Source organism: Thioalkalicoccus limnaeus, assembly GCF_041197575.1.
In the GTDB taxonomy this organism is placed as follows: domain Bacteria; phylum Pseudomonadota; class Gammaproteobacteria; order Chromatiales; family Chromatiaceae; genus Thioalkalicoccus; species Thioalkalicoccus limnaeus.
In genome coordinates, this window is the sequence record NZ_JBDKXB010000005.1 from 110,065 (window position 1) to 135,846 (window position 25,782).

19 protein-coding genes are annotated in these 25,782 nt (G+C 64.5%); 10 read left to right on the top strand and 9 right to left on the bottom strand.

The features are described from left to right. Window positions 1-312: 312 nt before the first annotated feature. Entirely contained in the window at window positions 313-1,794 is a 1,482-nt protein-coding gene (locus tag ABC977_RS06055; RefSeq protein WP_369666348.1) for a dynamin family protein, read from the bottom strand. Between the two features lie 545 nt (window positions 1,795-2,339). Between ABC977_RS06055 and ABC977_RS06060 the strand changes: the two genes are divergently transcribed. From ABC977_RS06060 to ABC977_RS06085, 6 genes are all read left to right on the top strand, one after another. After that, a complete protein-coding gene (locus tag ABC977_RS06060; RefSeq protein ID WP_369666454.1) occupies window positions 2,340-3,473 on the top strand; it encodes an efflux RND transporter periplasmic adaptor subunit in 1,134 nt (377 codons plus the stop codon). Window positions 3,474-3,542: 69 nt separating this feature from the next. Continuing rightward, complete coding sequence (locus ABC977_RS06065; RefSeq protein ID WP_369666349.1) at window positions 3,543-7,559, top strand: efflux RND transporter permease subunit; 4,017 nt, start codon at window positions 3,543-3,545, stop codon at window positions 7,557-7,559. Between the two features lie 810 nt (window positions 7,560-8,369). Beyond that, a complete protein-coding gene (locus ABC977_RS06070; RefSeq protein ID WP_369666350.1) occupies window positions 8,370-9,161 on the top strand; it encodes a hypothetical protein in 792 nt (263 codons plus the stop codon). A gap of 93 nt (window positions 9,162-9,254) precedes the next feature. Further along, window positions 9,255-9,893, top strand: a complete 639-nt coding sequence (locus ABC977_RS06075; RefSeq protein ID WP_369666351.1) for a nucleotide-binding protein — start codon at window positions 9,255-9,257, stop codon at window positions 9,891-9,893. A gap of 134 nt (window positions 9,894-10,027) precedes the next feature. Further along, a complete protein-coding gene (locus ABC977_RS06080; protein WP_369666455.1) occupies window positions 10,028-10,504 on the top strand; it encodes a hypothetical protein in 477 nt (158 codons plus the stop codon). Between the two features lie 94 nt (window positions 10,505-10,598). Further along, a complete protein-coding gene (locus ABC977_RS06085; RefSeq protein ID WP_369666456.1) occupies window positions 10,599-11,501 on the top strand; it encodes a 5'-nucleotidase in 903 nt (300 codons plus the stop codon). Here ABC977_RS06085 and ABC977_RS06090 read toward each other — a convergent pair whose 3' ends face one another. Continuing rightward, window positions 11,502-13,604 (bottom strand): EAL domain-containing protein, encoded by a 2,103-nt coding sequence (locus ABC977_RS06090; RefSeq protein WP_369666352.1) that lies wholly within the window; start codon window positions 13,602-13,604, stop codon window positions 11,502-11,504. It abuts the gene before it with no gap. 253 nt (window positions 13,605-13,857) lie between these two features. Continuing rightward, window positions 13,858-14,865: an EF-P beta-lysylation protein EpmB gene (gene epmB, locus ABC977_RS06095; protein ID WP_369666353.1), complete on the bottom strand. Its 1,008-nt coding sequence runs from the start codon at window positions 14,863-14,865 to the stop codon at window positions 13,858-13,860. Between the two features lie 33 nt (window positions 14,866-14,898). Between epmB and efp the strand changes: the two genes are divergently transcribed. Together efp and epmA are read left to right on the top strand one after the other, a co-directional pair. Continuing rightward, window positions 14,899-15,471 carry an elongation factor P gene (efp, locus tag ABC977_RS06100; RefSeq protein WP_369666354.1) on the top strand — a complete coding sequence of 191 codons (573 nt, stop codon included), beginning with the start codon at window positions 14,899-14,901 and terminating at the stop codon, window positions 15,469-15,471. Then, window positions 15,446-16,447: an EF-P lysine aminoacylase EpmA gene (gene epmA / locus ABC977_RS06105; protein ID WP_369666355.1), complete on the top strand. Its 1,002-nt coding sequence runs from the start codon at window positions 15,446-15,448 to the stop codon at window positions 16,445-16,447. The genes efp and epmA overlap by 26 nt, the downstream gene beginning before the upstream one ends. 82 nt (window positions 16,448-16,529) lie before the next feature. Here the strand turns inward: epmA and asd are convergent, their stop codons facing one another. The 3 genes from asd to ABC977_RS06120 are packed head-to-tail and all read right to left on the bottom strand — an operon-like array spanning window position 16,530 to window position 19,232. After that, window positions 16,530-17,435: an archaetidylserine decarboxylase gene (asd, locus tag ABC977_RS06110; RefSeq protein ID WP_369666356.1), complete on the bottom strand. Its 906-nt coding sequence runs from the start codon at window positions 17,433-17,435 to the stop codon at window positions 16,530-16,532. An 11-nt stretch (window positions 17,436-17,446) separates the two neighbouring features. Continuing rightward, complete coding sequence (locus ABC977_RS06115; protein WP_369666357.1) at window positions 17,447-18,034, bottom strand: hypothetical protein; 588 nt, start codon at window positions 18,032-18,034, stop codon at window positions 17,447-17,449. Window positions 18,035-18,050: 16 nt separating this feature from the next. Further along, window positions 18,051-19,232: a pyridoxal-phosphate-dependent aminotransferase family protein gene (locus ABC977_RS06120; RefSeq protein WP_369666358.1), complete on the bottom strand. Its 1,182-nt coding sequence runs from the start codon at window positions 19,230-19,232 to the stop codon at window positions 18,051-18,053. Between the two features lie 431 nt (window positions 19,233-19,663). Here ABC977_RS06120 and ABC977_RS06125 point away from each other — a divergent pair, with 431 nt between their 5' ends. Continuing rightward, the gene (locus ABC977_RS06125) at window positions 19,664-19,834 is read left to right on the top strand and encodes a DUF2934 domain-containing protein (protein ID WP_369666457.1); all 171 of its coding nucleotides are present in this window, start codon (window positions 19,664-19,666) and stop codon (window positions 19,832-19,834) included. Window positions 19,835-19,844: 10 nt separating this feature from the next. Here the strand turns inward: ABC977_RS06125 and ABC977_RS06130 are convergent, their stop codons facing one another. The 3 genes from ABC977_RS06130 to ABC977_RS06140 form a co-directional block, all read right to left on the bottom strand. Then, complete coding sequence (locus tag ABC977_RS06130; RefSeq protein WP_369666359.1) at window positions 19,845-20,900, bottom strand: ABC transporter ATP-binding protein; 1,056 nt, start codon at window positions 20,898-20,900, stop codon at window positions 19,845-19,847. Next, window positions 20,884-22,518, bottom strand: coding sequence for an ABC transporter permease (locus ABC977_RS06135; protein ID WP_439849168.1), 1,635 nt, complete (start codon window positions 22,516-22,518; stop codon window positions 20,884-20,886). Before ABC977_RS06135 ends, ABC977_RS06130 begins: the two co-directional genes overlap by 17 nt. A gap of 259 nt (window positions 22,519-22,777) precedes the next feature. Continuing rightward, complete coding sequence (locus tag ABC977_RS06140) at window positions 22,778-23,809, bottom strand: Fe(3+) ABC transporter substrate-binding protein (protein ID WP_439849165.1); 1,032 nt, start codon at window positions 23,807-23,809, stop codon at window positions 22,778-22,780. Window positions 23,810-24,252: 443 nt separating this feature from the next. Between ABC977_RS06140 and sufB the strand changes: the two genes are divergently transcribed. Beyond that, window positions 24,253-25,695, top strand: coding sequence for a Fe-S cluster assembly protein SufB (sufB, locus tag ABC977_RS06145; protein ID WP_369666361.1), 1,443 nt, complete (start codon window positions 24,253-24,255; stop codon window positions 25,693-25,695). Window positions 25,696-25,782 lie beyond the last annotated feature (87 nt).

Below are 25,782 nucleotides of genomic sequence, written 5' to 3' on the forward strand. Positions count from 1 at the left end.
CGACGGCCGTCCATGACCGACCGTTCCAGTCTCGAGCGGTGGGATGGTCGATTCTCAATCTCTGGCTGGTGAGGGCCGCGCGGGTCTTCGCGTGGCGCTGGCGTGACCGCCGGCGAGCCGACAGGGATGCCGTCACGGCGTGTCACGGCGAGGCGACAGGAGAGCGTGGGCCGCCATCAGGTCCTGTGACCGCGGCGACGCGGCGGGGTTTTTCCGAGCGTCGGATCCAACGGGCCGGCGCGGTCCTCGCGGCGGCCCGGGGGTGTCGTCGGCATTGGCCACATTCGATGGCCGGTGTCTTGGACTTGCTCGTCAGGCAACCGACTCCGTCGGTTGGTCGATGCGGGGTCTCGTCGCGGCACCGGATGGGTTCGTGAACTGATCGTTCAATGTCTGCACGTAGCCGTCGCAGTCGAGTTTGACCTGTTTGATCCGCATTTGATTGACGCTATGCCAGCCTCGAGGCTTGGCGATCAGAGCCGAACGCAGGGGGCGTGTATTCGCGAGGAAGGCCTCGACGACTCGCCCGCGGATTCCGTCGGCCTGCACGCGTTGCCGCAGCCAGGGAAGCACGGCTTTGGCCGACAGGCTGCGGACCTTGAAATGGATCGCCGCGATGATCGCGACCAACGCGATGATCAGCGCCTGAAGGCCGTTTTCGACACTGGCGACGGTCGCCAGCCAGGCTGGTTCATACGAGAGTCCGTTCCAATGACCAGCCGCAAGGCTCCAGCCCATGAAGGCCGCGAGCAGGATTCCGAAGATGACCGCGTCGATCGCCAGCACGCGGGTGCGCCACCGTCGCAGCCCTTCGCTGAGCAGCGGCGCCGCTTCATCCGCGATCCCGATCGCGGTCTTTTCGATCGAACCAATGATGCGGTAAGCCCGCTCGATTTCGACCTTTTGCATGCGTTCGTGAATGTCGAGCAGGTCGCGATCCCGCTTGGTCTCGAACCTTCGGCGCACGTTGATGTCTTCGATTGGTACAGCGACGTCGGGGCTGTAGATGGTGTAGAAGCGACCGGCCGTCAACCCGTGTTCGCCAAGGGCGCGTTGCCACGCGGCGATGACGTCTTCGGGGTTGTCCTCGCGTGCTGTCGCATCGATCTGGTTTAAAATATACAAGAACTTGCCGGAATCCGGCCGTCGGATGGTCTCGGCCACCAGGTGCTTCAGGGTGTCGCGCATCGCCCCCGGTTCCGGGTGGCGGGCATCGAAGAAGACCAGAACCAGATCGGAAAGGTCGATGATATGGTCGACGATCCGCAGGGTCGCGGTACGTTGGGCGTCGGCGTCGAAACCGGGCGAGTCGACGATGATCCGACCGCGCAGCCGCTCGCTGGCGCAGGTGCGCAGTTGAATATAGGCGTCGGTTCGCTTGCCCTCGCCGGCGGCCACCTCGTCGATACTCTCCGAGATGTGATAGAGCGGGAAGCGGGGGTCCGAGTCGAGGGCGACGCCCGGCAGCGCTTGGCCGGTCCCGGCCTCGCTGAAGCAGATGACCGTGAAGCGCTCGTCGACGGCGTGATTGCCGGTGCGCTGAAGCGTCTGGCCGAGGTAATGATTGATGAAGGTCGATTTGCCCGCGGAAAAGGTGCCCAGAATGGCAATCAGCGGCCACCAGGGGATCTGGTCCGCGTAGGTCTGATCCGCGTCGAGCAGGTGCATGTCGTACGCGACCTGATCGAGCTCGCGGAAGCTCTTGATGGCCCGGATCAGGATCGGATTTTCCCGCTCGAGATGTTGTTCGAGATTCTTGAGTCGTTCCTGAACGACGCTGGAGGCAGTGGGCATGGCGCTATTCCTCACTTGTCCCGTTAGAGGCCCGCGCAGGGCGGGGTGTCTGGCTGCTCTTTATAATCTGGTTCGAGGGTTTCGGCGCGAGTCGGCACAAGCGACCACGCATCGCGTCGGCCCAGCCCGCAATGGTATAACTTCCACCAGGGGCACGGTAGCCCCTGGTCCGGCGCCGCGCGTCTTTTCAATCGCTTGCCAAGGTCGCGTATAATCGGCACGCAGCAAGCGGAGATCTTGGGCCGGTAGTGTGGCGTTGAATGGCTCCGGACGCCATCGGATTCGGCATGTCCCGCCGATATCGTGGCCTCGGAGGTCCGTTGCTGGCGTTTCTCGTGCGTGGTGCGCCGATCGCGAAGTTCTCTCGAACAGAACCGAAATGACGTTGCACGAGTCTGACGGCAGCCAACCGCCAAGAATCGTTCGCACCCAGTGCGACGGTTTTTTCTCGATTCGTGTATCGGTATCAGGTAATTTTCTAAACTTAGGTGTCCTGAGGTCTCATGATCAAGAGTGTCAAACGCGGTCTGCTCGTCCTCGTCCTGATGGCGCCGGGGGTTGGTGGGGCCGCGCCGCTGACGGAATTCGGCGAAACCTTCATCGTACAGCAGGCGCAGGGCGTTCCGACGGTCTCGGTTGGCGGCGTCGTGATCCCGTACCGCGAGGTCACGCTGGCGGCTCAGTTGCCCGGGCGAGTCAACTACCTGGCTGGCATCGAAGGCAATCGGTTCAAAGAGGGCGATCTCCTGGTCTCGCTCGATGATCGCGAGCTGTTGGCGAACCGCCGTGCGCTGATGGCTCAGTTGGCCAGTGCCGATGCTCAGTGGCGCAATGCCAGCGTCCAGTATAGCCGCGAGCTCTTTTCTCCGCGCTCACGCTCTCCGACTGGCGGGATGGGGCTGCCGAATCTGTTCGATCAGATGTTCACGCGCCCGGTGGAGGAGTTCGTCGGCGACCGCAGTCCCGGTGCCGAACGTTCGGCGGACCTGTTCGCATCCGGGATCCATATCCAGGAGGCGCGTAACGTGATTCTGCGCCTGCAGGCCGAGATGCAGGCGCTGGATTCGAAGATCCGGGACGCCCGTGGGATCGCGCCGTTCGATGGCGTCATCATCCGCAAGTTCATCGAGGTCGGAGATACGGTCCAGCCGGGACAGCCGATGTTGACCTACGCCGATCTGGAATTCCTGCAGGTCGAGATCGACGTCCCGGCTCGTCTGCGTCCCGGTTTGCGCGAAGGCCAGATGGTGACGGCGGAGCTCGATGTCGGCCTCGACGGCGGACGCGATATCCGCTACCGCCGGGTGCCGGTGCGTGTCGCGCAGATCTTCCCGATGGCCGATCCGCAACGCCACACGATCAAAGTCAAGTTCGATCTGCCGCAAGGCGTTTCCGAGCCCGGCATGTACGCGAAGGTCTTGATCCCGGATAGCGATGCGGTCGCGCGCGCCACGCCAGTGATTCCCCGCTCGGCGATCCGCTTCAACGGCAGTCTGCCGGGGGTTTACGTGATCAACGAGCGGGGCCAGCCGGAGCTGCGGCTGATACGGCTCGGCGAAGAGGCCTCGCCGCAGTTCGTGACAGTCTTGAGCGGACTGCGGCCGGGCGAACGAGTGCTCGCTGATCCCGGTCCGCGCGTGACCGCGGGTTGGTCCCGGGGGACGGACATCAATCGTTGAGAGGTCGGCAATGGCCAGCCATGGTCGGTCGTCCGGTAGCCTTGGATCCGGTAGGGAATTAGGTAAAGCATGAGTCAAGACGATACGCTCGACCAAGCCCCGGGGGGGCGTCCAGTCCGCCCCGACGAGGACCTCGGGTTGGCTGGGCGCACAGCCAAATTTTTCATCCGTTCGCCGTTGTCGCTGCTGTTCTACGTAGCGATGCTGCTGATGGGGATCCTCGGCCTGATGCTGACCCCGCGGCAGGAGGATCCGCAGATCTCGGTACCCATGATCAATATCATGGTCCAGTACCCGGGGGCGACCGCGCAACAGGTCTCGAATATCGCGATCCAACCCCTCGAGCGGATCATGGGCGAGATCCCCGGGGTCAAGCATGTTTACTCCGCCTCGGAGCGCGGACAGGGGATCGTCACGGTCCAGTTCGAGGTCGGCGAAAAAATGGGTCCTTCGTTGGTCAAGGTCAACGACAAGATCGCTTCGAACCTCGACAAGATCCCGCCGGGCGTGCTGCCGCCGCTGATTCGCAGCAAGGGCATCGACGATGTTCCGATCGTGACCCTGACGCTCTGGTCGAAGGACCTCGACGGCGACGGCCAGCCGGACATCGACGATGGCCAGTTGCGGTTGCTCGCGCAGGATGTTCTCCAGGCGCTCAATGAGGTCCGGGATACGGGGAGCGGCTTCATCGTGGGTGGCCGCCGCGAGCAGGTCACGGTCGATGTCTATCCGGCGCGGCTGTCCAGTTACCAGATCAGCCTCGACCAGGTCGCGCAGACGATCACGACGGCCAATGCCGAGATGGTGGCCGGCGGTGTCGAGGCGGGTGACACCCACTTCACGGTCACCACCGGATCCTTCTTGCAGGGCGCCGAGGATATCGAGCGGCTCGTCGTTGCGACGCGGCATGGGGTGCCCGTCTATGTCCGCGATGTCGCGCGCGTCACGCGTGGGCCCGAGGATGCGACGCAATTGGTCGCCTACTACACCGGCCCCGCGGCCCCTCCCGAGCTCGGCGATGTCCGCGGCGTGCCGGCCGTGACCATCGCGATCGCGAAAAAGGAATTGACCAATGGCGTCACCGTGGCCAACGCGATCATCGATCGGGTCGAGGAGTTGCGAGGCACCCGGATTCCGCACAACGTCGAGGTCAGCATCACCCGCAACTACGGCGAGACCGCGAACGACAAGGTCTCGGAGCTGATCACCAAACTCTTCATCGCGACCGGTTTCGTGTTCCTGCTGGTGTGGGTCGCCTTCCGCGCGTTGCGGCCCGCGTTCGTGGTGCTGTTGGTCATTCCAGTCGTGTTGCTGATGACCATCTTCGTCGCCTGGGTCGCCGAGTTCACGATCGACCGCGTCAGCTTGTTCGCGCTGATCTTCTCGATCGGCATCCTCGTCGACGATGCGATCGTCGTCGTCGAAAATATCTACCGACGATGGCTGGAGCAGGGGCGCATCGACGAGGATACCGCGGTCGACGCGGTGCGCGAGGTCGGCAATCCCACGATCCTCGCGACCTTCACCGTGATCGCGGCCCTGTTACCGATGGGCTTCGTCAGTGGCATGATGGGTCCCTACATGGCGCCGATCCCAGCGCTGGGATCGGTGGCCATGCTGATCTCGCTGTTTGCCGCGTTCGTGTTCACGCCCTATCTCGCGATCTCGGGATGGCTGCGGCCCTCGATGCGCTATCTCGAAACGGCCGAGAAAAGGGAGCACAAGGAAGCCGAGCGGCTCGAGGCCCTGTACCGCCGCATCCTGACCCCCTTGATCGAAAGCCGTCGCAAGCGGCGGATCTTCCGCCTGTCGCTGTGGGGGGTCTTTCTCTTCACGCTGACCTTCTTCTACTTCACCTGGGTCCCGGTGAAGATGATGCCGCTGGACAACAAGCCGGAGTTCTCGGTCGTCCTCGACATGCCCGATGGCACCGCGCTCCCGGTCACCGCGAACATGGCGCACCGCATGGCCGAGACCTTGCGCGCGATCCCGGAAGTCACGGCTGTGCAGATCTATGCCGGGACGGCGCGGCCCTTCGACTTCAACGGCATGGTGCGCCATTACTACCTGCGGTCGCTGCCGTGGCAAGGGGAACTCCAGGTCCAGCTGACGCACAAGAACGATCGGAAGCGCACCAGTCACGAGATCGCCGTCGAGGCGCGGGAGATGCTCAACGGGGTGATCCAGGGCTCGGGCGCGCGCATCGCGGTGGTCGAGATGCCACCGGGACCGCCGGTGTTGCAAACGGTCGTCGCCGAGATCCATGGGCCAACGCCGGAGATCCGCCGGCAATTTGCCCGCGACATGACGAACTTCTTCGAGCGCGCCGAGAGCACCAGGGATGTCGATAACTTCCTGCGTGATCCGTTCAGTTACTGGCGTTTCGAGGTGGATACCGAGAAGGCCGTGCGCCGTGGGATCTCGGTCGACGTGATCAATCGCAATCTGGCGATGGCCCTCGGTGGTCAATCGATCGGCGACGTCAAGCATCAGGCTGGCCACGAACCGGTCGAGATCGTGCTCCAGGTACCCTTGGCCGAGCGCTCGCGGGTCGAGCGCCTGGGTGATCTGCCGATCCAATCGATGGACGGGTTCACGATCCCGCTTCGTGAGCTCGGAACCTTCCGTCAGATGGCTGAGGAAGACGTCATCTACCGCAAGGACCTGCGTGCGATCGAGTACGTCGTCGCCGATGTCGGTGGCAAGCTGGCCGCACCGATCTACGCGATGCTCCAGATTCAAGACCTCATCGAACAAACGGGTTACGAGGCCCCCGACGGGGTCGTTCCGCAGTCGTACTGGACCGGGCCGCCGCCGTCCGCCCAGGAGTCTGCGTGGGAGTGGACCGGGGAATGGACCGTGACCTACGAGACCTTCCGCGACATGGGCGCGGCCTTCGTCGTCGCCTTGTTGCTGATCTATATCCTGGTCGTCTGGGAGTTCGGAAACTTCCGGATCCCGCTGGTCATCATGGCGCCGATCCCGCTGACCTTGCTCGGGATCATTCCAGCCCACGCCCTGGTCTTCCAGATGGGGCTCGGAGGCGAGTTCACGGCCACCTCGATGATCGGCTGGATCGCGTTGGCCGGTATCATCGTCCGCAATTCGATCCTGCTCGTCGACTTTTCGATTCATGAGCTGCAAAAGGGCGTGCCCGTTACCGAGGCCGTGATCCGCGCGTGCAAGACAAGGACTCGCCCGATCCTGATCACGGCCCTCGCCCTGGTCGCCGGCTCGAGCGTGATCTTCACGGATCCGATCTTCCAAGGCATGGCCATCTCGTTGGCGTCCGGGGTCCTGGTCTCGACGCTTTTGACCCTCATCGTGATCCCGCTTGGTTGTGTGGCCGCAAGCAAGGATATGTGCGCGGTGGCCGTGGCGACGGCCCCACCCGGCAGCGTGGTGCCGTGCGGCGATACCGACCAGGAACAGGCGCGAGACGAGCGCAAGGCCAGCGCCGCGCAGACGCGCTTCAGCGCTTTCATCGGCAAGGTCGCGGAGGCCATGGTTCTGGTCCTTTATGCGATTCGTGGTCTCTTCCTGTTGTTGTTCGATCTCGTCAAGGGGTGGCTGGCGAAGCGCCAAAAGGGCACGGATCGGCCGTCGCCGCCGCCGTCGGATGGCGGGACAGGCGGCTCCCCCGGCCCTGGGCCGAGCGGTGGCTCGAGTCCCGCGGGTTCATCGTCCGGGGATCGCACGACGACGGATTCTGGCGCGCCACAATCCAGTCCGACGAAGGTCGAGCTCCCCGATGACCCGAGCGACGTCGGCCCCTCGCACCGCGCCGACGCGGCGCTGGTCGCCGAGTCGCCGACGGTTGTCCCCGGCGGCCTGGACCAGCGTGATCGGGGGGGGCGCGATGCGATACCGCCCTCGCGTTCGGCCAACGCCGGCGAACCTGACCCGACCGCGCGTCCGGCGAAGACCATAGCGGCCAAGAGGGCGTTGACCAAGCGCCCTGCGAAGGCAGCACCGGGCTCACGCCAAGCGAGCGGTCCAACGGATAAGGCCACTGCGAAGAAGGGGGCGCGGCGCGGGATCCGTCTCAAGGCCGACGACGAGTCGCAGGGGCCGGATGCTGGCTGATACCCGCACTGTCGGCCGGCGCGGCGAACCTCCTTGTGATCGGGGCGAGGCGAGATCGCTGCCCGCGATTGGTCTGCCGGAGTCAGCGAGGTTCGCGCGGCCGGGCCTTTCGCGGGTCTGGCCATGCCGGTGGGCTCTGATCGGTGTTTGGTTGATCGCGGCCTCCTGGTCGTCTGCGGCCGCTGCCTGGGAGGGGGGCGTGCCAAGCGATCGATCGCAATGGTCGTGGCCACCGCCCGATTGGTCCTGGTCGGACGAGTCGGCGTCGGCTGGGCAGTTCGCCGCTCCTGGCCCACCGCAGAGGGACCCGGGGGATCACTGGACCGATTGGTCGCGCCCTCCGGTGGACTCGCCCGATCCCTACTTCGATCAGTTTCCGCGGGGAACCTTCCGGGCGTACGAGCCGCCCCGAACGGAGCCGCCGCCTATGGCCGGCTTTCGTTTTCGGCCGCTCGACGACCGCCCACAGAACGAGCGTCGCGGTGCTGGGCCAGCGAATACACCCTGGTGGGAGCCGCACAGCCCGCTTCGGTTTCCCGGTTACACCGACCCCGGCCCGGCCCCCTACGCGGACCGACCTGGCTTCGGCGTCGATAGCCGTTACCGTTATCGACCCCTGACCGATCGCGAACGCGATCGCCCGGAGGTTGGTCGGTATCGGATGCCGTCGTACCCCGTTTTCGGGGATGATGGCCCAGACTGGCCTGGCCCCCAGGGGCTGGATGGGCCATGGGGCTACCCGGCTCCATGGCCGTACGACCCAGGGCGCTCATTCCCCAATCGATGGTGATGACGGAGGAACAACCGACAATGACTTCGAAAGACCTTTTGAAAGGTGGTTACCTGGTCGGCGTTTTGTTATCGCTGGTTGTGATCATAGGGGTGGCCCATGGCCAGCCGGCTGGGGTTCAGTTCGAAGCCGAGATGGTTCAGCGTGGTCCGGACGGCAGCCAGATGTCGGGGCGCATGTTCGTCGGTGACGGCCAAGTCCGGATCGAGACGGTCCGGCAAGGGCAGCGGCTGGTACGGATCACCGACGAAGGCCGAGGAATCGAGTGGGTCCTTTTTCCCGATCAGCGCCGCTACCTGGAATCCAGTGCGCCACCGGACCGGTCGGTGGTGACGCCGCCGAGCGCTGATGATCGGTCGCCGTGCGCCGGGATGCCCGGCTTGACCTGCCGGGAACTGGGACAGGACCAGATCGAAGGTCGACCGGCTACCAAGTGGGAGATCACTGGAACCCAGGAAGGGCGCGTCGTCACGACGATCCACTGGATCGACACGGAACGGGGAATCCCGCTGATCCAGGACCTGCCGGACGGTCAGCGGGTCGCGCTCAGATTCATCGGGCACGAACGTTTGGATGGTCGCGCCGTCGAAAAATGGGAGACCATCATGACGGCCCCGAACCGACCGGCGATGAGGACCTTCCAGTGGTACGATCCCGAGCTGCAATTGGCGACCAAACAGGAGTTGCCGGGGGGCGTGATCAACGAACTTCGCAACATCCGGGTCGGCGAACAAGCGGCGGAGCTCTTCGCGGTGCCAGCGGATTACACGCGGGCTAGCGGTCCCGAGGAACTGGCCCCGCCGCGCCGTTGACGCGGTTCTCGAAGGCTTGGGTCGCCCGCTCGGGGCTAACGGGGGATCCTTTGACCAAAGCGGCTGTCCAGGGTTGTGGGAGGGATGCGCGGGATGGGTAACATCACCGTTGTCGGAAGCCTCAAGGGCGGATCGGGAAAGAGTACGGTCGCCTTCAATCTGGCCGTCTGGCTCGCGATGACCGAGGTGAAGGTTCGACTGATCGATGCCGATCCCCAGGCGACGCTGACCGATGTCATACAGGTCCGCACCGAGGAAGGCTATCGACCCAGGCTCGAGGTAGCGAATCGGTCGGCCCTCGCGAAGCCGCGATCGGGGCGGGGCGTCGAGACGCTGATCGATGTCGGGACCTCGGACATGGAGGCGATGCGCGCTGCAATCGCCCAGTGCGATCGTCTGGTCGTGCCGGTGCCACCGTCGCAGGCCGACATCTGGTCGACGCAGCGCTACATACAGCTGGTCAACTCGGTGGAGCGACCCAAGCCGCCCGAGATTCTATGCTTCATCAATCGCGGTGACACCCATCACGCGGTCAATGAGACAAACGAGGCGGCGGCGGCGCTGGTGTCGCTGAAAGGCGTGCGTTTCGTGCGGGCGCGGCTGGCCCAGCGCACGGTGTTTCGGCGGTCTTTCAGCGAGGGCCTGGCGGTCTTCGAACTGGATCCACGCGGCAAGGGCACGCGTGAATTCCATGCTCTGGCCGCGGCCCTCCATCCGCACTTGGTCGGTTGAACCTGGTGCGTTGCCAACCCATGTTAGATGGCGTTCCGGCCCGGCTTCTCCTCACCGTTGCGCAAAGATCCTAAACCATGGTCGATAAACGAGACGTGAACCAGGGCGCTTCGCCGGCCGGGTCGATCCCGCCCATGACCTCAGGCGTGCCTCCGGGAGAGAGGGCGGATATCAACACCTACGCGATCGATCGCCTGTCACAGGCTTTCGAGAGCAGCGCGAAGCGTTGGGAGCTCATTGTCTACCCATCGCTGTTTGCCTTCATCATCCTGGCGGCCTACGGGTTCTACCTGGTCTTCAGCCTCGCGAAGGATGTGCATTATCTGGCCATCAGTGTCGACTCGAATATGACCGTGCTGGCCAGTAACATGCAATCGATGTCCGATAACATGGCTCAGATGAATGCCAACGTGCGCGCGATGACCGTCAGCGTGGAGTCCATTTCGCGCGATGTCGGCGCACTCGATCCAATGCTCGCGAACATGGAGTCGATGGACCGCTCGATGCGCACCATGACCTTCTCCACCTCGGTGATGCGCGACGACATGGCCGTGATGAACCGTAACATCAGCCGGCCGATGCACTTCATGAACCGGTTCATGCCCTGGTAGGCATGAGCCGGTCGGTGGCTGGATCTCGAGGGCGGTCGGCGTGACGGGCGCACCAAAGACGGCGATCGATCGAAGCCCGAGCGACGCGGCTCGCGTGACCGGTCCGGTGAGCCTGGTGGTCGCCATCTCTTCGCGGGCGCTTTTCGATTTGGACGCCTCCCATCGAGTCTTCGAGCAAGAGGGCGTCGAGGCCTATTGCCGCTATCAAATCGAGCGCGAGGAGGAACTCCTCGAGCCTGGCGTCGCCTTTCCATTGGTCAAGAAGCTTCTTGCCTTGAATGCCCGGATCGGTGACCGCGGCCAGGTCGAGGTAATCCTGTTGTCGCGCAACAGTTCGGACACCGGTCTGAGGGTGCTGAACTCCGCGCGTCATCATGGTCTCGATGTGTCACGCGCGGCTTTCGCCGGGGGCAGTAGCCCTTATCGGTACGTCGCGGCCTTTGGCGCCCATCTGTTCTTGTCGACCGACCAGAGCGATGTCCGTCTGGCGCTCGAAGCCGGTTGTGCCGCGGCAACGATTCTTCCCTCGCGCGTCACCACGCGAACCACCGATGATGATGGCCCGTTGCGGATCGCCTTCGATGGCGACGCGGTGCTGTTTTCCGACGAGGCCGAGCGTGTCTTCCGGGCGCAAGGGCTCGCGGCCTTCAATGCCACCGAGCGCGCCGCCGCGCGCAGCCCGCTGTCGGCCGGTCCGTTCAAGGGCTTTCTACTGGCCATCCAGCAGATACAAGCCCTCTTCCCGGCTCAGGACTCGCCCCTGCGTACGGCGCTGATCACCGCGCGCGGCGCGCCATCGCACGAGCGGGTCATCCGCACATTGAGGGCTTGGGATATCCGTATCGACGAAGCCTTGTTCCTCGGTGGCCTACCGAAGGCGGCTTTCCTGAAGGCTTTCGCCGCTGATATCTTTTTCGACGATCAGGAGGTCCATTGCGACGCCGCGCGTTGGCACGTCGCAACCGGCCATGTGCCGCACGGGGTGGCGAACGGTTGATCAGTCCGGGTTGAGAGTCAGGCTGGTCGAGGCGCGTGCCAGGAAGTTGCCCTGCACATAGTCGATCCCGGCTCCCCAGAGCACGGTCAAGGTCGCGGCGCCCTCGACCCCGGTCACGACCGTCTTGACGTTGAATTCGCGGGCTAGGTTGGCCAGCCGCAGTAGTCGGGCCTTTTTCTCCTGGTCGTCGTTGAGATCTTGTGCGAATTCCGGTGAAAAGAGCACGAAATCGATCGGCAGCGTCTGGAACAGCGTCTCGGGTTGCGGATCCTGTCCGAAGCGACTAATGGCGATCCGCGCCTGGATCTTCTTGAAACCCTCGACGAGTTTGGTCAGCTTCGCGAGGTGTCGGCGAGCATGGATCTCTTGAAACTGGAGCGTGAGCCAGTTTCCGCGCGCTTCGATCTCGCGCAGCCGATCACAAAGCCACAATAGGAATGTCGTATCGAGGAAGGTCTCTTCGGCGAGGTTGATGAAGAACGCGATCTTGTGCCCCGTCTTACGCTGTGCCGCCACCTCTTTGATCGCGTGGTCCAACACCCAGCGGTCGACCGCGGCAATCTTGCCGCTTCGAACCGCCGGTCCAATGATCTCGCGCGCCTCATGAAGGCGCTGCCGGTCATCGAGCAGCCGCACCAGCACGCTGTAGTGCTCCTGGCTGTCGCCCAGCAGGCTGATGATCGGCTGGTAGACCAACAGCAAACCATCGTTCTCCAGGGCATGGTCGATGCGCTCGGCGATCTCCCGATCGGCGGCATCGAGGACGGCCGGTATGGCCCCGTCGGGCGCGTCGGCCAGCAGTCGCGGGATGGTAGGATCCCGTTCCGCCGGAGGCGTGGCCACGAACGCATTCGCGACGGCCGCGTCGACCAGTTCCGCCGGCGACGGACCCGGTCGATCGAAAAACACGAAACCCGTCACACACTCGGGGGTTGCCGCGTCGTGATCGGGCCGCACCAGCGGCAGGCGCACCTCGTGCCGGATGGTCACCGCGAGTTGTGCCGCATCGGAAGGGTCGGTGGTGTCCCACAACAGCATGAAACCACCATCCGCGACCCGCGCCAGCAGGCTGTGTGGGGGTGCGGTTCGCCCCAAGGCCGCCGCGAAAGCCGCGGCGACCTCGAAGGATTGAAGGAACCCCGGGGGGGACTGGGCGATCTCGGCAAAACCAGGGATCCCGACGTACAGCAGCACGAACGGCGCGATGTCGCCATCGGCGGCTTGCGCGAGGCGGCGCGAGACTTCGCGGATCAGCGCCGCCCGGTTCTCGAGTCCGGTGTCGGGGTCGAGCTGCGAATCCGCTCGCTGCTCCGATGGGGAGCCTGTGTCGCGCACGATCAATCGGATGCAGGGGTGCCCACCGAACTCGACGGACAAGAGCGAGAATTCGGCTGGAAACGAGTGACCGTCTGCGCGCACCCCGGTCAAGAGGAGATGCCGTGCGAGAGACTCCGGGTCTGATCCAGCGAGTTGTATCAGCTGCTCGCGAAGCGTTGCATGGTGTTCTGGTGCAACCAGATCGAGGAGCGGCAGGCCCGTGATGTCGTCATTCGCGGCGATCCGGTATCGGCGGCGATACGCGCCATTGGCGTGCTGGTGTATCCCATCGCGGATGAAGGCAATGGCGTCTTCGGTGGCCTCGATGAGTTCGAGCGCCTGCTGCTCGCAGCGGTCGATCTGCTCCTGGGTACGTGCAAGCCCGCGGCGGGCGCGCAGGTCGGCCAGCTCCCGAGCGACCAGCAGCTGCAGCCGTTCGGCGTCGCCACGCTCGACCTGATCCCTCGCTCCATTGCGCAACGCGTGCAACAGTCGACGCGGGTCCTGGCCCTCCGCTTCTGTCAGCAGGATCAGCGGGATGTCGGCTTCGATCTCCTGGTAATCGCTGATGACCTGATCGAGCTGCACCGCGGGGTCATCGACGCAGCAGAGGATCATGTCCAGCGCCTCGGGAGCCGCTGTCAGTTCCAGGAGGCGATCGCTCTGGTCCGTGTAGATCCCACGTGCGGGCAGGCCTCCGTTGCGCAATGACGCGATGATCTCGGCGGCATCCTCGACCCGTGAGGTTAGAATCAACAGGTTGACGTGGCGCGGTGAAACGGGCATGCGGCGGTCATTCGGCTCGATGTCAGGCGAGGATCGTCGGACGATGGCCCATTATCGACCGTCCGGCGCGTGAAACAAACCGTTTCTTCCTCGACCCTGAGCGATGGACCGCAGGAAGGCGCGAGCCAGGGCTTGGTCGCGAACGGGTGTCGATCGTCGCAGCGGCCACATCGGTCATCGTTCCCGACCGGGCTCCCCAGGATCGGCCTGGTTCATCTCGAAATCGACGGACGCGATCTCTGGCATCGGCGCGTCAGCCGATGGGGACCTTGCTCGGGTGCCCGGGGAGTTCGCGAACCAGTCTTGGGACCAGGTAACCGGGGAGCCGGAGGCGAAGCGCGTCAACCAGCGTCTTGGCGTGCGCGTCGGCGACCGCGAAGTGGGCCGCTCCCTGAACCCGATCGAGCTGATGGAGGTAGTAGGGCAAGACCCCCAGGTCGAATAGAGCCTCTTGCAACCGAGCCAAGCAGGCGGCCTCGTCGTTGACCCCGCGCAACAGCACCGATTGATTCAACAGCACTGTGCCGGTCCGGCGCAGTGCGACGAGCGCCGAGCGGGCAGCCGGGCCCAGCTCATTGGGATGGTTGACCTGAAGCACGATCGAGCAACGTATCGGCAGACCCGTCAGAATCCGTTCGAGCTCCGAATCGACGCGCGTCGGCAATACGACCGGCAGGCGGGTATGCACGCGTAGCCGGCGCAGGTGCTGAATGCTGGCGAGGTCGGTGAAGAGTTCGGCGAGGAATGCATTGTCGCGCAAGAGGGGGTCTCCGCCGCTGAGAATGACCTCGTCGATCGTCCGATCCCTGGCGACCATTTCGACCGCGGCGGAGACCTGCTTGCCGGTCGCCGCGGCCTCCTGCCCTCGGTAGTGGCGCCGAAAACAGTAGCGGCAGTGGATCGCGCACGCGCCGGTCACCATCAACAGGGCGCGGCCGCGGTATTTCATCAGCAGTCCGGGTGCGCGGCGCGCGGCTCGATCGCCGACCGGATCGCGCACGAACCCATCGATCCGATGTCCCTCATCGGCGAGGGGCAGGACTTGCCGCAGGAGCGGGTCATCGGGATGGCCCGGTTGCATCAGGTCGGCGAAGGGTTTCGGCACCAGAAGCGGAAAGCCGGATTCGGTGGTGGACACCGATGGCCGAAGGCCCGGTTCGAATCCCAGGTAGTCGAGGAGGTCCGCCGGGCGCGTGAAGGATTCCGCCAAGTCCCGGCGCCATGTCGGGATCTGACAAACCGGGCCGCTACGCGCTAACATTTGCAGGTTTGACTCCCAAAGAACGAGGAATAGATGGCCAGTTACAGTACCAACGAGTTTCGCGGCGGGCTCAAGATCATGCTGGACGGCGACCCTTACACGATCGTCGAGAACGAGTTCGTCAAGCCAGGCAAGGGGCAGGCCTTCAACCGCGTGCGCGTGCGCAACCTCAGGACGGGTCGAGTCGTCGAAAAGACCTTCAAATCCGGCGAATCGGTCGAGGCGGCCGATGTCGTCGAAACCCCGATGCAGTATCTATACAACGACGGCGAGCATTGGCATTTCATGGACCCGGCTAGCTATGAGCAGTTGACCGCCGATACCGCGGCGGTCGGCGAAGCGGCCAAATGGATCAAGGAGCAGGACGTCTGCAACCTGACTCTTTGGAACGGCGTACCCTTGATCGTCGAACCACCGAATTTCGTCGTGCTGGCCATCGTCGAGACGGATCCGGGGGTCAAGGGGGACACCTCGGGTGGTGGCGGCAAGCCGGCCACGCTCGAGACCGGCGCCGTCGTCCGGGTTCCATTGTTCGTGCAGATTGGGGAATCGATCAAGGTCGATACCCGGACAGGGGCCTATGTCTCACGAGCCAAGGAGGAGTGACGAGCCCGCTTGGCGTCCGGTCGCCGCGCTGCCGGTCCTCCGTGAGCGTGGTACGATGCTCGCGCGGATCCGCAGCTTCTTCGCGCGGGTCGGCGTCCTCGAGGTCGAAACGCCGGTCTTGTCGCCCGCGGCGGTAACGGATCCCGCCTTGTGGAGCTTGGCCACGACTTGGCATGGTCCCGGTGTGGCGACCCCGGTGTATCTGCACACGTCGCCCGAGTTCGCGATGAAGCGGCTGCTGGCCGCTGGCAGTGGCCCGATCTACCAGCTCGCTCGGGTGTTCCGTGATGGCGAACGGGGACGCCTGCATCACCCGGAGTTTACGTTGCTCGAGTGGTATCGGCCAGGCTGGGACTATCGACGGCTGATGGATGAGGTCGTCGAGTTGCTGCGCGCTGCGCTCGGGCGGCCGGCCCTGACCGCCGAGCGGCTGACCTATCGCGATCTGTTTCGCGAGCGGCTCGGGATCGATCCGTGGACCGACGACGAGCGGTCGTTCGCGACGGTCGCCGCCGCGGCGGGTATCGGGGGGCCGGCGCTGTCGAATCTGTCCCGTGACGGCTGGCTTGACCTGTTGCTGAGCCATCTGCTGGAGCCTGGGTTGGGACGCGGCTGTCTGACCTTCGTTCACGATTATCCGCCGACCCAAGCGGCGCTCGCGAGGTGTCGTCAGGTCCCTGAGCCGGTGGCCGAGCGTTTCGAGGTCTATCTCGAGGGCCTCGAGCTTGCCAACGGATTTCAGGAGTTGACGGATGCGGCCGAGCAGCTCGCGCGTTTCGAGCATGATCTGGCCTGTCGGCGCCGGGCTGGGCAGGAGCCAGGCGTGCCCCCGATCGACACACGGTTCATCGCGGCGCTGGAGGCTGGTCTGCCGGACTGTTCCGGGGTGGCGCTCGGTATCGATCGCTTGTTGATGTGCCATCTTGGCGTGAGCCACATCGACGAGGTGCTCGCCTTTCCGATCGAGCGTGCTTGAGGCCGGGCCGCCCTCTGAACCGCGCTGCACGGGGTCCGGCCGGTTGGCTCCGTTGCGCCGCTCCGGCCGGCATCGGTGTGTGTCAAAGGCTCTCGCGATCGCTGAGCGAAGGCTGGGCGGCCAGGTGGCCGAGTGCCTCGCCCATGCGCATGGGCCGTCCGGGCACCAGGTCGTCGACCCAGGTTACGGCCCCGGCTGGCCATATCAGGATCACCGTTGACCCCATGTTGAAGCGCCCCATCTCCGCGCCTCGGGCCAGGCTTATTGTTTCTGCCTGATCGGTGACCGGTGGTCCGGCGTCGGTCGGGGGCGTGACAGGGCCGGACCAGACCGTCTCGATGCTGCCAACGAAGAGGGCGCCGACCAGGATCAGGGCCATCGGCCCGGCGGCGGTCTCGAAAACGCAGACCAATCGCTCGTTGCGGACGAAGAGGTTCGGGATGAGCTGGGTCGAGGTCTCGTTGACGCTGAACAGGCGACCGCCGATCACGTGCATCGTTTGCAATCGGCCGTCCGCCGGCATGTGTATCCGATGATAGTCGCGTGGTGACAAATAGATGGTTGCGAAGGTCCCGCCGGCGAACTGGTCCGCAAGACGCGGGTCGTGGCCTAGAAGTGCCGTCAGGTCGTAGCGGTGCCCTTTGGCCTGGAGCAACTGGCCGCTGGTGATCGGTCCGAACTGGCTCAGGCGGCCATCGACAGGACAGAGCACCACCGTCGGATCTGGATCGAGCGGCCGGGCGCCGGCGCGCAGGCTGCGGGTGAAGAAGGCATTGAAGCTCGGATACTGGCCGGCGTGCGGGCTTTGCGCGTCGGTAAGATCTACGCGAAACAGCCGGATGAAGGAGCCGATCAAGAGGTTCTTGACCAGGCGCGATTCGCGGCGCGTGAGCCATTGGACGGCGCGCGACAAAGGGTGGTGGGGAAGCAGGTGGAGTGCCGGGATGAACAGGCGTTGCCACCACTTGGGTGAGGTCTCAGAGGGCATTGGCCGTCCTCTTAGCGCTGCTCGGCGAGCAGCAGCCCGCTGACATCGGCGGTGATCGTCGCGGCGTCCTGGATGCCCGGAAACAGGGCGACCAGATGGCCGCTGGGGTCGATCAGGAACAACGGCGGTGTCTGGCCCGGCCCGGGCGCCTCCTCGCTTCCGATGATCCGTTCCAGGTCGGGCAGATGCAGATCGGTCGTCACCAGATGAAAGCTGGCCGACGACCCGTCGAAAGTCAGCGCCTGCTCGCTCGGCGCCGGCCCGGTCACCAATGCGAGGTGCAAGGCCGACTGAAGGGCCGGCCGGTCGGCGAGGCGGTTGTGAACCTCGAAGAGTCGTTGCATCGCGACCGAACGCGGCGCCGGTTCGTCGAATGCGAGCAGGGTCCAGGCGCCATGGAAGCCGAGCGGCTCGCCGAGGCCGGTCGTGTCCCCGCTCAGCAGCGGCGGGGGATCGATCCGGATGCCGGAGAATCCCTGGTCGGCTTGCCTTGCGACTTGGTACTGGTTGCCCCATTGATAGGCAATCAAGAACAGACCAATGGCGGCCAAGGCCAGGATCAAGCGTGCCGGCAAGCCCCGCGGCGAGCGTTGGCTCATGCGCTGCGTGCCGGGGTCACGCTGCCAGGGCCTGATGGGTGGCCGCGATCGCGCCCGCGACATCGCCTGGGTGGCCCAGATCGCGGAGCACGGCCCCCAGCGCGCTGATACACAGCAGCAGATTGACTGGCCGGCAGCTATAGCCCATGAGTCCGATCCGCCATACCTTGCCGGCGAGTTCGCCGAGGCCGGCGCCGATCTCGAGCTGGTACTCATTGAGCAGGCGCTGACGCACGGCAAGATCATCGATGCCGCCGGGGATGCCGACCACGTTGAGCTGCGGTAAGCGCTCCGACTCCGGAACGATAAGCTCCAGTCCGAGTGCCTCGAGCCCAGCGCGCAAGGCGGCATGATGGTGGCGGTGTCGTGCCCAAGCCTGTTCGATGCCTTCCTCGTGCAGCATCAGCAAGGCCTCGTGGAGACCGTACAAGGCGTTGACCGGCGCCGTATGATGGTAACTGCGCCGTTCCCCACTGCCCCAGTAGCCCATGACCAGATTGAGGTCCATGAACCAGCTCTGAATCCTCGTGCGACGACCCCTAACCCGGTCGAGCGCGCGGTCGTTGAATGAGATCGGTGCCAAGCCGGGCGTGCAGGACAGGCATTTCTGGGAGCCGGCGTACACGGCATCGACGCCCCAGGCGTCGACCTGGAGTTCGGACCCGCCGAGTGCGGTCACCGCATCGACGATCGTCAGGGTGTCGTGGCGATGGGCGATCTCGACCAGGGTGCGGACATCGGAGCAGGCGCCGGTCGAGGTCTCCGCGTGGACGAAGGCCAGCACCTTCGCATCCGGGTGGGCGCGCAAGGTCTCGTCGACCTTGTTTGGATCCACGGCGCGGCCCCAGGTGTCGGCGACGACGATCGGGATGCCGCCGGCACGTTCGATGTTTTCCTTCATCCGGCCGCCGAACACCCCGTTGATACAGACGACCGCCTTGTCGCCGGGCTCGACCAGATTGACGAAGCAGGTCTCCATGCCGACCGACCCCGGCCCCGAAACCGGCATCGTCAGCAGGTTGTCGGTGCGCAACGCATATCGCAATAGGGCCTTGATGTCATCCATCAAGGCGACGAATTGCGGGTCGAGGTGCCCAATCGTTGGGCGCGCCATCGCGGCGAGTACCCGGGGGTGGACGTCGGCTGGACCAGGGCCCATCAGGGTCCGGACCATCGGGTGGAAGGATTTGCTCATCATCGTGTTCTCGATCGCCCGTCAGGATACGGCGGAAAGTCCGCTTGATCGTAATCCTTCATTCTAATCAGCAGGTCATTTGCCCTTCAAGGCGATCACAGCAGATTCGTTCGGCAAACGCGCCGCTCCAACTCAAAGTCTTGTTTTTTTGGCCCCGCGTAAGAAGCACCAGGTAGGTGTTTACCCTGATTCCGGGTGCGTCCGCGGTCCGCTAAACTATACTTACAATGCAAAAGGCACCATGGATCAGTCGATCATGGTGCGACGATTCGAGACGTGCAGCGCCTTCTTGCGATGTTAAGGGTGGCTGAATCACGGTATGACCAGTGAGGTGCCGTCTCATGAAAACCGAGACTCGTTATTTTTTCCAGGACAAGGAACGCCTGTCCTCGTGTCTTTCGGAACAGGCCGCCGCCGAGGCGCGGTGGCTCGCCATGTGTCAAGCTCGGGCGTGGGCCAAATTAGGGCCTGAGGGTCGCGAGGGCTTGATCCGCCAGACTGCGTACTTTCGTGCTCAACGCCGCGGGTTCGCTCCGGGCTCGGAGCTAGAGGATTGGCTAGCGGCCGAGAAAGAGGTCGATGGCGCAGCCTCGGTTCGGCATTAGGGTCGATCCTTCAGCGCTGGGATTCGGACGCGAAGAGGACGAGGTGGTCGGCGTGGAGGCGGAGTCCGATCTCGTCACCCAGACCATGGTGGTGACGGCTCGGGACCAGGCACAACACCTCCGCGCCATTGGCTAGCCGGACCCGATACAGGTATTCGGCGCCGCGGAAGGCGCGGGCGATGATGTGGCCCCTGATCGGACTGGCCTCGTCGTAAGACAGATCGTCGGGGCGAATCAGGACCTCGGCCGCGTGCCCTGGCGCGAGGCCATGCGGCTTTCGGCCGGCGATCTGTCCTAACGGCGTTGCGACTCGGGTTTCGCCGATCACCTCCGCCGGTAGTAAGACACCTTGACCGATGAAGTCGGCGACGAAGCGGTCAGCCGGCTCGTGATAAAGCTCGAACCCACTCCCCCATTGATGCAAGCGCCCGGCGCCCATGACCCCGATCTGATCGGCCATCGCGAAGGCCTCGAGTTGATCGTGAGTCACGAGGATGGCCGTGATTTCGTCGCGTTTCAGTAGTTCGCGGATCTCGCGCGCCAACTGTTCGCGCCGTTCGGCATCGATGTTCGAAAAAGGCTCGTCGAGCAGCAGGATGTCGGGGCGTGGGGCCATGGCCCGCGCAACGGCGACTCGTTGTTGCATCCCGCCGGAGAGTTGGTGAGGGTAGAACTTGCGGGCGGGCTCGAGATCCACTAGCCGCAGGAGCTCGATGACTCGGGCGTGTCGTTGGGCCGCCGATAGACCCCGCAGGCCGAAGGCGATATTGCGCTCGACCGTCAGGTGCGGGAAGAGCGCGTAATCCTGAAACACCATGCCGACGCGCCGCCGTTCCGGGGCCAGCGTGTCGCCAGGGCGGGAGACGACGCGACCGTGCAGTTGGATCGATCCCGTGATGATCGGCTCGAAGCCGGCGATCGCCCGCAGCAGTGTCGTTTTGCCGCAGCCGCTCGGGCCGAGGAGGCAGCCGATTTGACCCTCGCCGAGACAGAAGCTGACCTCGGATACGATCGTGACATTGTCGTAGGCGACACTGACCTGGTGGACGTCAAGCTGTTTCGGCATGGCGGGAGCGGGTAATCGAACGGCTGAGCAGGAACACCGGCAGCAGGCCGGCGAGGACGATCGTGAGGGCAGCGGGCGCCGCGTCGGCAAGACGCTCGTCGGTCGCCAATTCGTACACGCGCACTGCCAGTGTGTTGTAGTTGAACGGGCGCAGGATCAGTGTCGCCGGCAACTCCTTCATCACGTCGACGAACACCAGCAGCGTTGCGGTCAGAAGGCTGCCCTTCAGCATTGGCAGATGGATCCGTTGCAGCACCGAGCCGGGTCGGAGCCCGAGCGAGCGGCCGGCCTCGTCCATCGATGGCCGGATCCGCGCAAGGCCCGCGTCGACGGTATGGAGGGCTACCGCGAGGAAGCGCACCAGGTAGGCGAACACCAGCGCTGCCAGGGTTCCGCTCAGCAGCAGCCCGGTGGAGAAGCCGAAGGTCGCACGTGCCCAGGTATCCAGTGTGTTGTCGAACCAGGCGAAGGGGATGATGACCCCGATCGCGATGACGGTGCCCGGGACCGCGTAGCCGAGTCCGGCGACGCGCACGGCGCCTCCGACAAGTGGCGTCGGATGCAGGCGCCGGCCGTAGCCGAGCAGCACGGCCAGGGCCAAAGTGACGAGCGCGGCCAGCCCCGCGAGCTGGAGGCTGTTGGCGACCAATGTGACGAAGGCCCGGTCGTAGGCGGTGTCGGCGACCGTGATGGCCCAGGCGGCAAGTTGGCCGGCCGGCACCAAGAACCCGAACAGCACTGGTAGAGTGCAGAAGCCAACGGCCGCGGCGGCTGTCCAACCGCTCAGCCGGTAGCCGCGGATCGCCTGGTGGCGCTGGCTGGTATGGTGATAGCGAGCCTGCCGCCGCGAGTAGCGCTCGATCAGGATCAAGACGAGCACGAAGCCGAGCAGCATCGCCGACAACTGCGCCGCTGCCGCTGCGCTGTTGAGACCGAACCAGGTTCGGAAGATGCCGGTCGTGAAGGTCTGAACCCCGAAGTAATGCACGGTCCCGTAGTCGGCCAGGGCCTCCATCAAAGCGAGCGTCAAACCAGCGACGATCGCTGGCCTGGCCAATGGCAGGGCGACGAAGAAGAAGGTGCGCCACGGGCCGTTACCAAGGGTCCGGCTCACATCCAGCACGCACAGTGATTGGCTCAGGAAGGCGGCCCGCGAGAGCAGATACACGTAGGGATAGAGCACCAACGACAGCATGACGATGGCGCCTTCGAGAGAACGTATCGGTGGGAACCAATAATCGCCGAATCCCCAGCCGGTCCAGTCGCGCAGCGCGGTCTGAACCGGGCCCGGAAAGTCGAGCAGGCCGGTGTAGGTATAGGCGATGATGTAAGCTGGCATCGCCATCGGCAAGAGCAGTGCCCACTCGAAGAAGCGCCGGCCGGGGAAACGGCACATGCTGGTCAACCACGCGGTGCCGACTCCGCCGATCAGGGTTCCCACCGCGACGCCGAGCATCAGCAACAGGCTGTTGCGCACGTAATCGGCCAAGACTGTCTGGGCCAGGTGGCGCCAGATGTCGCCGGTCGGCACGAACAGATGGCCGATGATGACCAGGACCGGAAGCCCGATCGTGACGGCGGCCGCCGTGACGATGATCGGCCAAGCAGTGCGGCGCAGCGTCGATCGTGGGCCGGTCAAGGTGTGGCCCTCGGCGATCTTGGGCGTGATGTCATGAGCGGGCGGTCGGGTGTGGCTGGGGCGGTGCTTCGAGCGATCCGAGGCGGGGCGCGCCCGTTCGGGAATCGCCGAACCGCCTGACCGATGGGGCCTGGGCGCGGTCGCCTCGGCCGATGACGATTCCCGTTCAGCGCGGCCAACCTGCGATAATCCCCGATCCATCAGGACCGGGAATTATCGCCGTTCAGTGGGTTGACGTCTAGCGCCAGCCGGCTCGGTCCATCAGGCGGACGGCCTCGGCATTGTAGACGCCGAGTTGGTCGAGATTGATCGCATCGGCCTTGAACGGCCCCCAAGCCGCGAGGGTCTCGCTGATCGGCACATCGGCTCGAACCGGGAACTCGCCGTTGACCTGGGCATACCATTGCTGGGATTCGGGATTGGCCAGAAACTCGACGAGCTGTTCGGCGGCGGCGCGATTCGTCGCCGATTTGGTCAAAGCGGCCCCACTGGCGTTGATGTGGACGCCGCGGTCAGCCTGGTTGGGCCAGAAGACGGCGATGTGCTCCGCGGCCTCGCGTTCGGTCGGATCGTTCGATCCGAGCATGCCCGCCAGGTAGTAGGTGTTGGCGATCGCGATGTCGCACTGACCAGCCGCGGCGGCCTTGATCTGGTCGCGGTCCCCGCCTTGTGGCGGCCGGGCCAGGTTCGCCACCAAGCCCCGAGCCCAGGCTTCGGTTTGCTCGACTCCGAGCGTGGCGATCATCGCCGAGACCATCGATTGATTGTAGATGTTGTCCGACGAGCGGACGCAGATCTTGCGCCGCCATTCTGCATCGGTCAGCGCCTCGTAGGTCGAGAGCCGGGCCGGGTCGACGCGATCCTTGGCGTACAGGATCGGGCGGGCGCGCAACGAGAGGGCTACCCAGTGGCCCTCGGGATCGCGGTAATTCTCAGGGATGACCTCGGCGAGCTGAGCGCTTTCGAAGGGCTGCGTCACGCCGGCCTCCTTGGCTCGGTGCAGGTTGCCCGCGTCGACGGTCAGCAGCAGATCCGCCGGCGAATTGATCCCTTCGCTCTGGAGGCGCTGCAGCAGCGCGGCGGCGTCGGCCGTGACCAGGTTGACCTTGATGCCCGTCTGCTCGGTGAAGCGGTCGAGCAGGGGTTTGATCAGTTCCTCCTTGCGCGCCGAATAGAGGTTCAGCTCGTCATCGGCGAAGCTCCAGGTCGGCAAGGTCATCAGCGCAGCCAAGGCCGCGACGATGATGATAGGGCGAATGGCGGTGGCCATGGGTGGGATTCCTCCATAAACTGTGGCGCTACGATATTATTGAGAATTGTTCTTCTTAACAAGGGCGTTTTTCTGCGCCAAGATCGTCGGCCCGAGCGGCAGGTGGCGGGGGCGCCGGGGCCACCGTGACAGTGCGGAGCCGCTGTCGGGATCTTCGAGGGTTGCCGCGGGCCCCTGTCCCTCGCGTCCCGGCGATCACGAGGCGCCGCGAGCCCTCCTTGCGGCTGGACTTGAACGATCGACCTCCCGCGGCCTTCGACAGGACGGGACCCCGATTGATCGCGCAGGGCTTGAAATGCTCGCGATTCGCTCCGATGATGCCGCCTGGCATCATGGCCGAATCTGACGAAGCCAGCAAATCGGTGCGGGGCCTTGAAAGCCTGTCGCGGGGTCGTATATCGATTACCTAGAGAAATACTCGGGAACTATGGAGTCCAGGCATCATGAATAGTGCGACGGCCGTCGACGATCTCGTCAGGTCTGAATACGAGCACGGTTTCGTCACGGAGATCGAATCCGAAACCCTGCCGCCTGGCCTGGACGAGGGGGTGATTCGCACCATCTCGGCCCGCAAGGGTGAGCCGCAGTTCCTGCTCGATTGGCGCCTCAAGGCCTACCGTCACTGGCTGACGATGACGCCCCCCCAGTGGTCGTCGGTGCATTATCCGCCGATCGATTTTCAGTCGATCTCGTACTTTTCGGCACCGCGAAAGAAAGACGGGCCTAAGAGTCTCGACGAGGTCGACCCGGCCTTGATCGAGACCTACAACAAGCTCGGGATCCCGATCGAGGAACAGAAGGCGCTGGCCGGTATCGCTGTCGATGCGGTGTTCGACAGCGTCTCGGTGGCGACGACCTTTCGGGCCAAGCTGGCCGAGGCGGGCGTGGTCTTCTGCGCGATTTCCGAGGCCGTCCATGACCACCCGGAGCTGGTCCAGCGCTACCTCGGGTCCGTGGTGCCGCATACGGACAACTTCTACGCCGCACTCAACGCGGCCGTTTTCAGCGATGGCACCTTCGTCTACATCCCTAAGGGTGTCCGGTGTCCCATGGAGCTCAGCACCTACTTCCGGATCAACGCCCGCAACACGGGACAGTTCGAGCGCACGCTGATCATCGCCGACGACGCGAGCTACGTCAGTTACCTGGAAGGGTGCACGGCGCCGATGCGCGACGAGAACCAACTGCACGCCGCGGTCGTCGAGTTGGTCGCGATGGAAGATGCGCAGATCAAGTACTCGACGGTTCAAAACTGGTATCCGGGTGATGAGCAGGGGCGCGGCGGGATCTACAACTTCGTGACCAAGCGCGGTGATTGCCGTGGTGCGCGCTCGAAGATCTCGTGGACGCAAGTCGAAACCGGCTCCGCGATCACCTGGAAATATCCAAGTTGTCTGCTTCGCGGCGAGGGCTCGGTCGGCGAGTTCTACTCGGTGGCCGTGACCAAGGGCCGCCAGCAGGCCGACACCGGCACCAAGATGATCCATCTTGGTGCCAATACGCGTTCGACCGTCGTCTCGAAGGGCATCTCCGCAGGCCACGGCGAGCAGACCTATCGGGGGCTCGTGCGTATCGCGCAGCGAGCGGAAGGTTCGCGCAACCATACGCAATGCGACTCTCTGCTGATCGGCGACCGGTGCGCGGCCCATACCTTCCCCTACATCGAGGTGAAGAACCCGACGGCCACGATGGAGCACGAGGCGACGACCTCGAAGATCAGCGAGGATCAGCTTTTCTATTGCCGGGCGCGCGGCCTGACCGAAGAAGATGCGGTCTCGATGATCGTCAACGGCTTTTGCCGCGAGGTCTTCAAGGAGCTGCCGATGGAGTTCGCGGTCGAGGCGCAGAAATTGCTTAGCATTAGCCTGGAGGGCGCGGTGGGCTGAGCCTCTCGAGTCGGGGCCGCGGTTGCGTCGCTCTGCGCGGGGCCTTGTTCAGGCCAACGCGGGGCGGGTAAGTCCCTTCGGTCCGCG

Bases quoted from the DNA above. Each gene is read 5' to 3' on its own strand.
- efp (WP_369666354.1), top strand. From the start codon at position 14,899: ATGGCCAGTTACAGTACCAACGAGTTTCGCGGCGGGCTCAAGATCATG.
- ABC977_RS06115 (WP_369666357.1), bottom strand. From the start codon at position 18,034: ATGAGCCAACGCTCGCCGCGGGGCTTGCCGGCACGCTTGATCCTGGCC.
- sufB (WP_369666361.1), top strand. From the start codon at position 24,253: ATGAATAGTGCGACGGCCGTCGACGATCTCGTCAGGTCTGAATACGAG.
- ABC977_RS06140 (WP_439849165.1), bottom strand. From the start codon at position 23,809: ATGGCCACCGCCATTCGCCCTATCATCATCGTCGCGGCCTTGGCTGCG.
- ABC977_RS06055 (WP_369666348.1), bottom strand. From the start codon at position 1,794: ATGCCCACTGCCTCCAGCGTCGTTCAGGAACGACTCAAGAATCTCGAA.
- ABC977_RS06130 (WP_369666359.1), bottom strand. From the start codon at position 20,900: ATGCCGAAACAGCTTGACGTCCACCAGGTCAGTGTCGCCTACGACAAT.
- ABC977_RS06080 (WP_369666455.1), top strand. From the start codon at position 10,028: ATGACCTCAGGCGTGCCTCCGGGAGAGAGGGCGGATATCAACACCTAC.
- asd (WP_369666356.1), bottom strand. From the start codon at position 17,435: ATGCCCTCTGAGACCTCACCCAAGTGGTGGCAACGCCTGTTCATCCCG.
- ABC977_RS06065 (WP_369666349.1), top strand. From the start codon at position 3,543: ATGAGTCAAGACGATACGCTCGACCAAGCCCCGGGGGGGCGTCCAGTC.
- ABC977_RS06070 (WP_369666350.1), top strand. From the start codon at position 8,370: ATGACTTCGAAAGACCTTTTGAAAGGTGGTTACCTGGTCGGCGTTTTG.
- epmA (WP_369666355.1), top strand. From the start codon at position 15,446: ATGTCTCACGAGCCAAGGAGGAGTGACGAGCCCGCTTGGCGTCCGGTC.
- ABC977_RS06120 (WP_369666358.1), bottom strand. From the start codon at position 19,232: ATGATGAGCAAATCCTTCCACCCGATGGTCCGGACCCTGATGGGCCCT.
- epmB (WP_369666353.1), bottom strand. From the start codon at position 14,865: ATGTTAGCGCGTAGCGGCCCGGTTTGTCAGATCCCGACATGGCGCCGG.
- ABC977_RS06075 (WP_369666351.1), top strand. From the start codon at position 9,255: ATGGGTAACATCACCGTTGTCGGAAGCCTCAAGGGCGGATCGGGAAAG.
- ABC977_RS06060 (WP_369666454.1), top strand. From the start codon at position 2,340: ATGGCGCCGGGGGTTGGTGGGGCCGCGCCGCTGACGGAATTCGGCGAA.
- ABC977_RS06125 (WP_369666457.1), top strand. From the start codon at position 19,664: ATGTGTCAAGCTCGGGCGTGGGCCAAATTAGGGCCTGAGGGTCGCGAG.
- ABC977_RS06090 (WP_369666352.1), bottom strand. From the start codon at position 13,604: ATGCCCGTTTCACCGCGCCACGTCAACCTGTTGATTCTAACCTCACGG.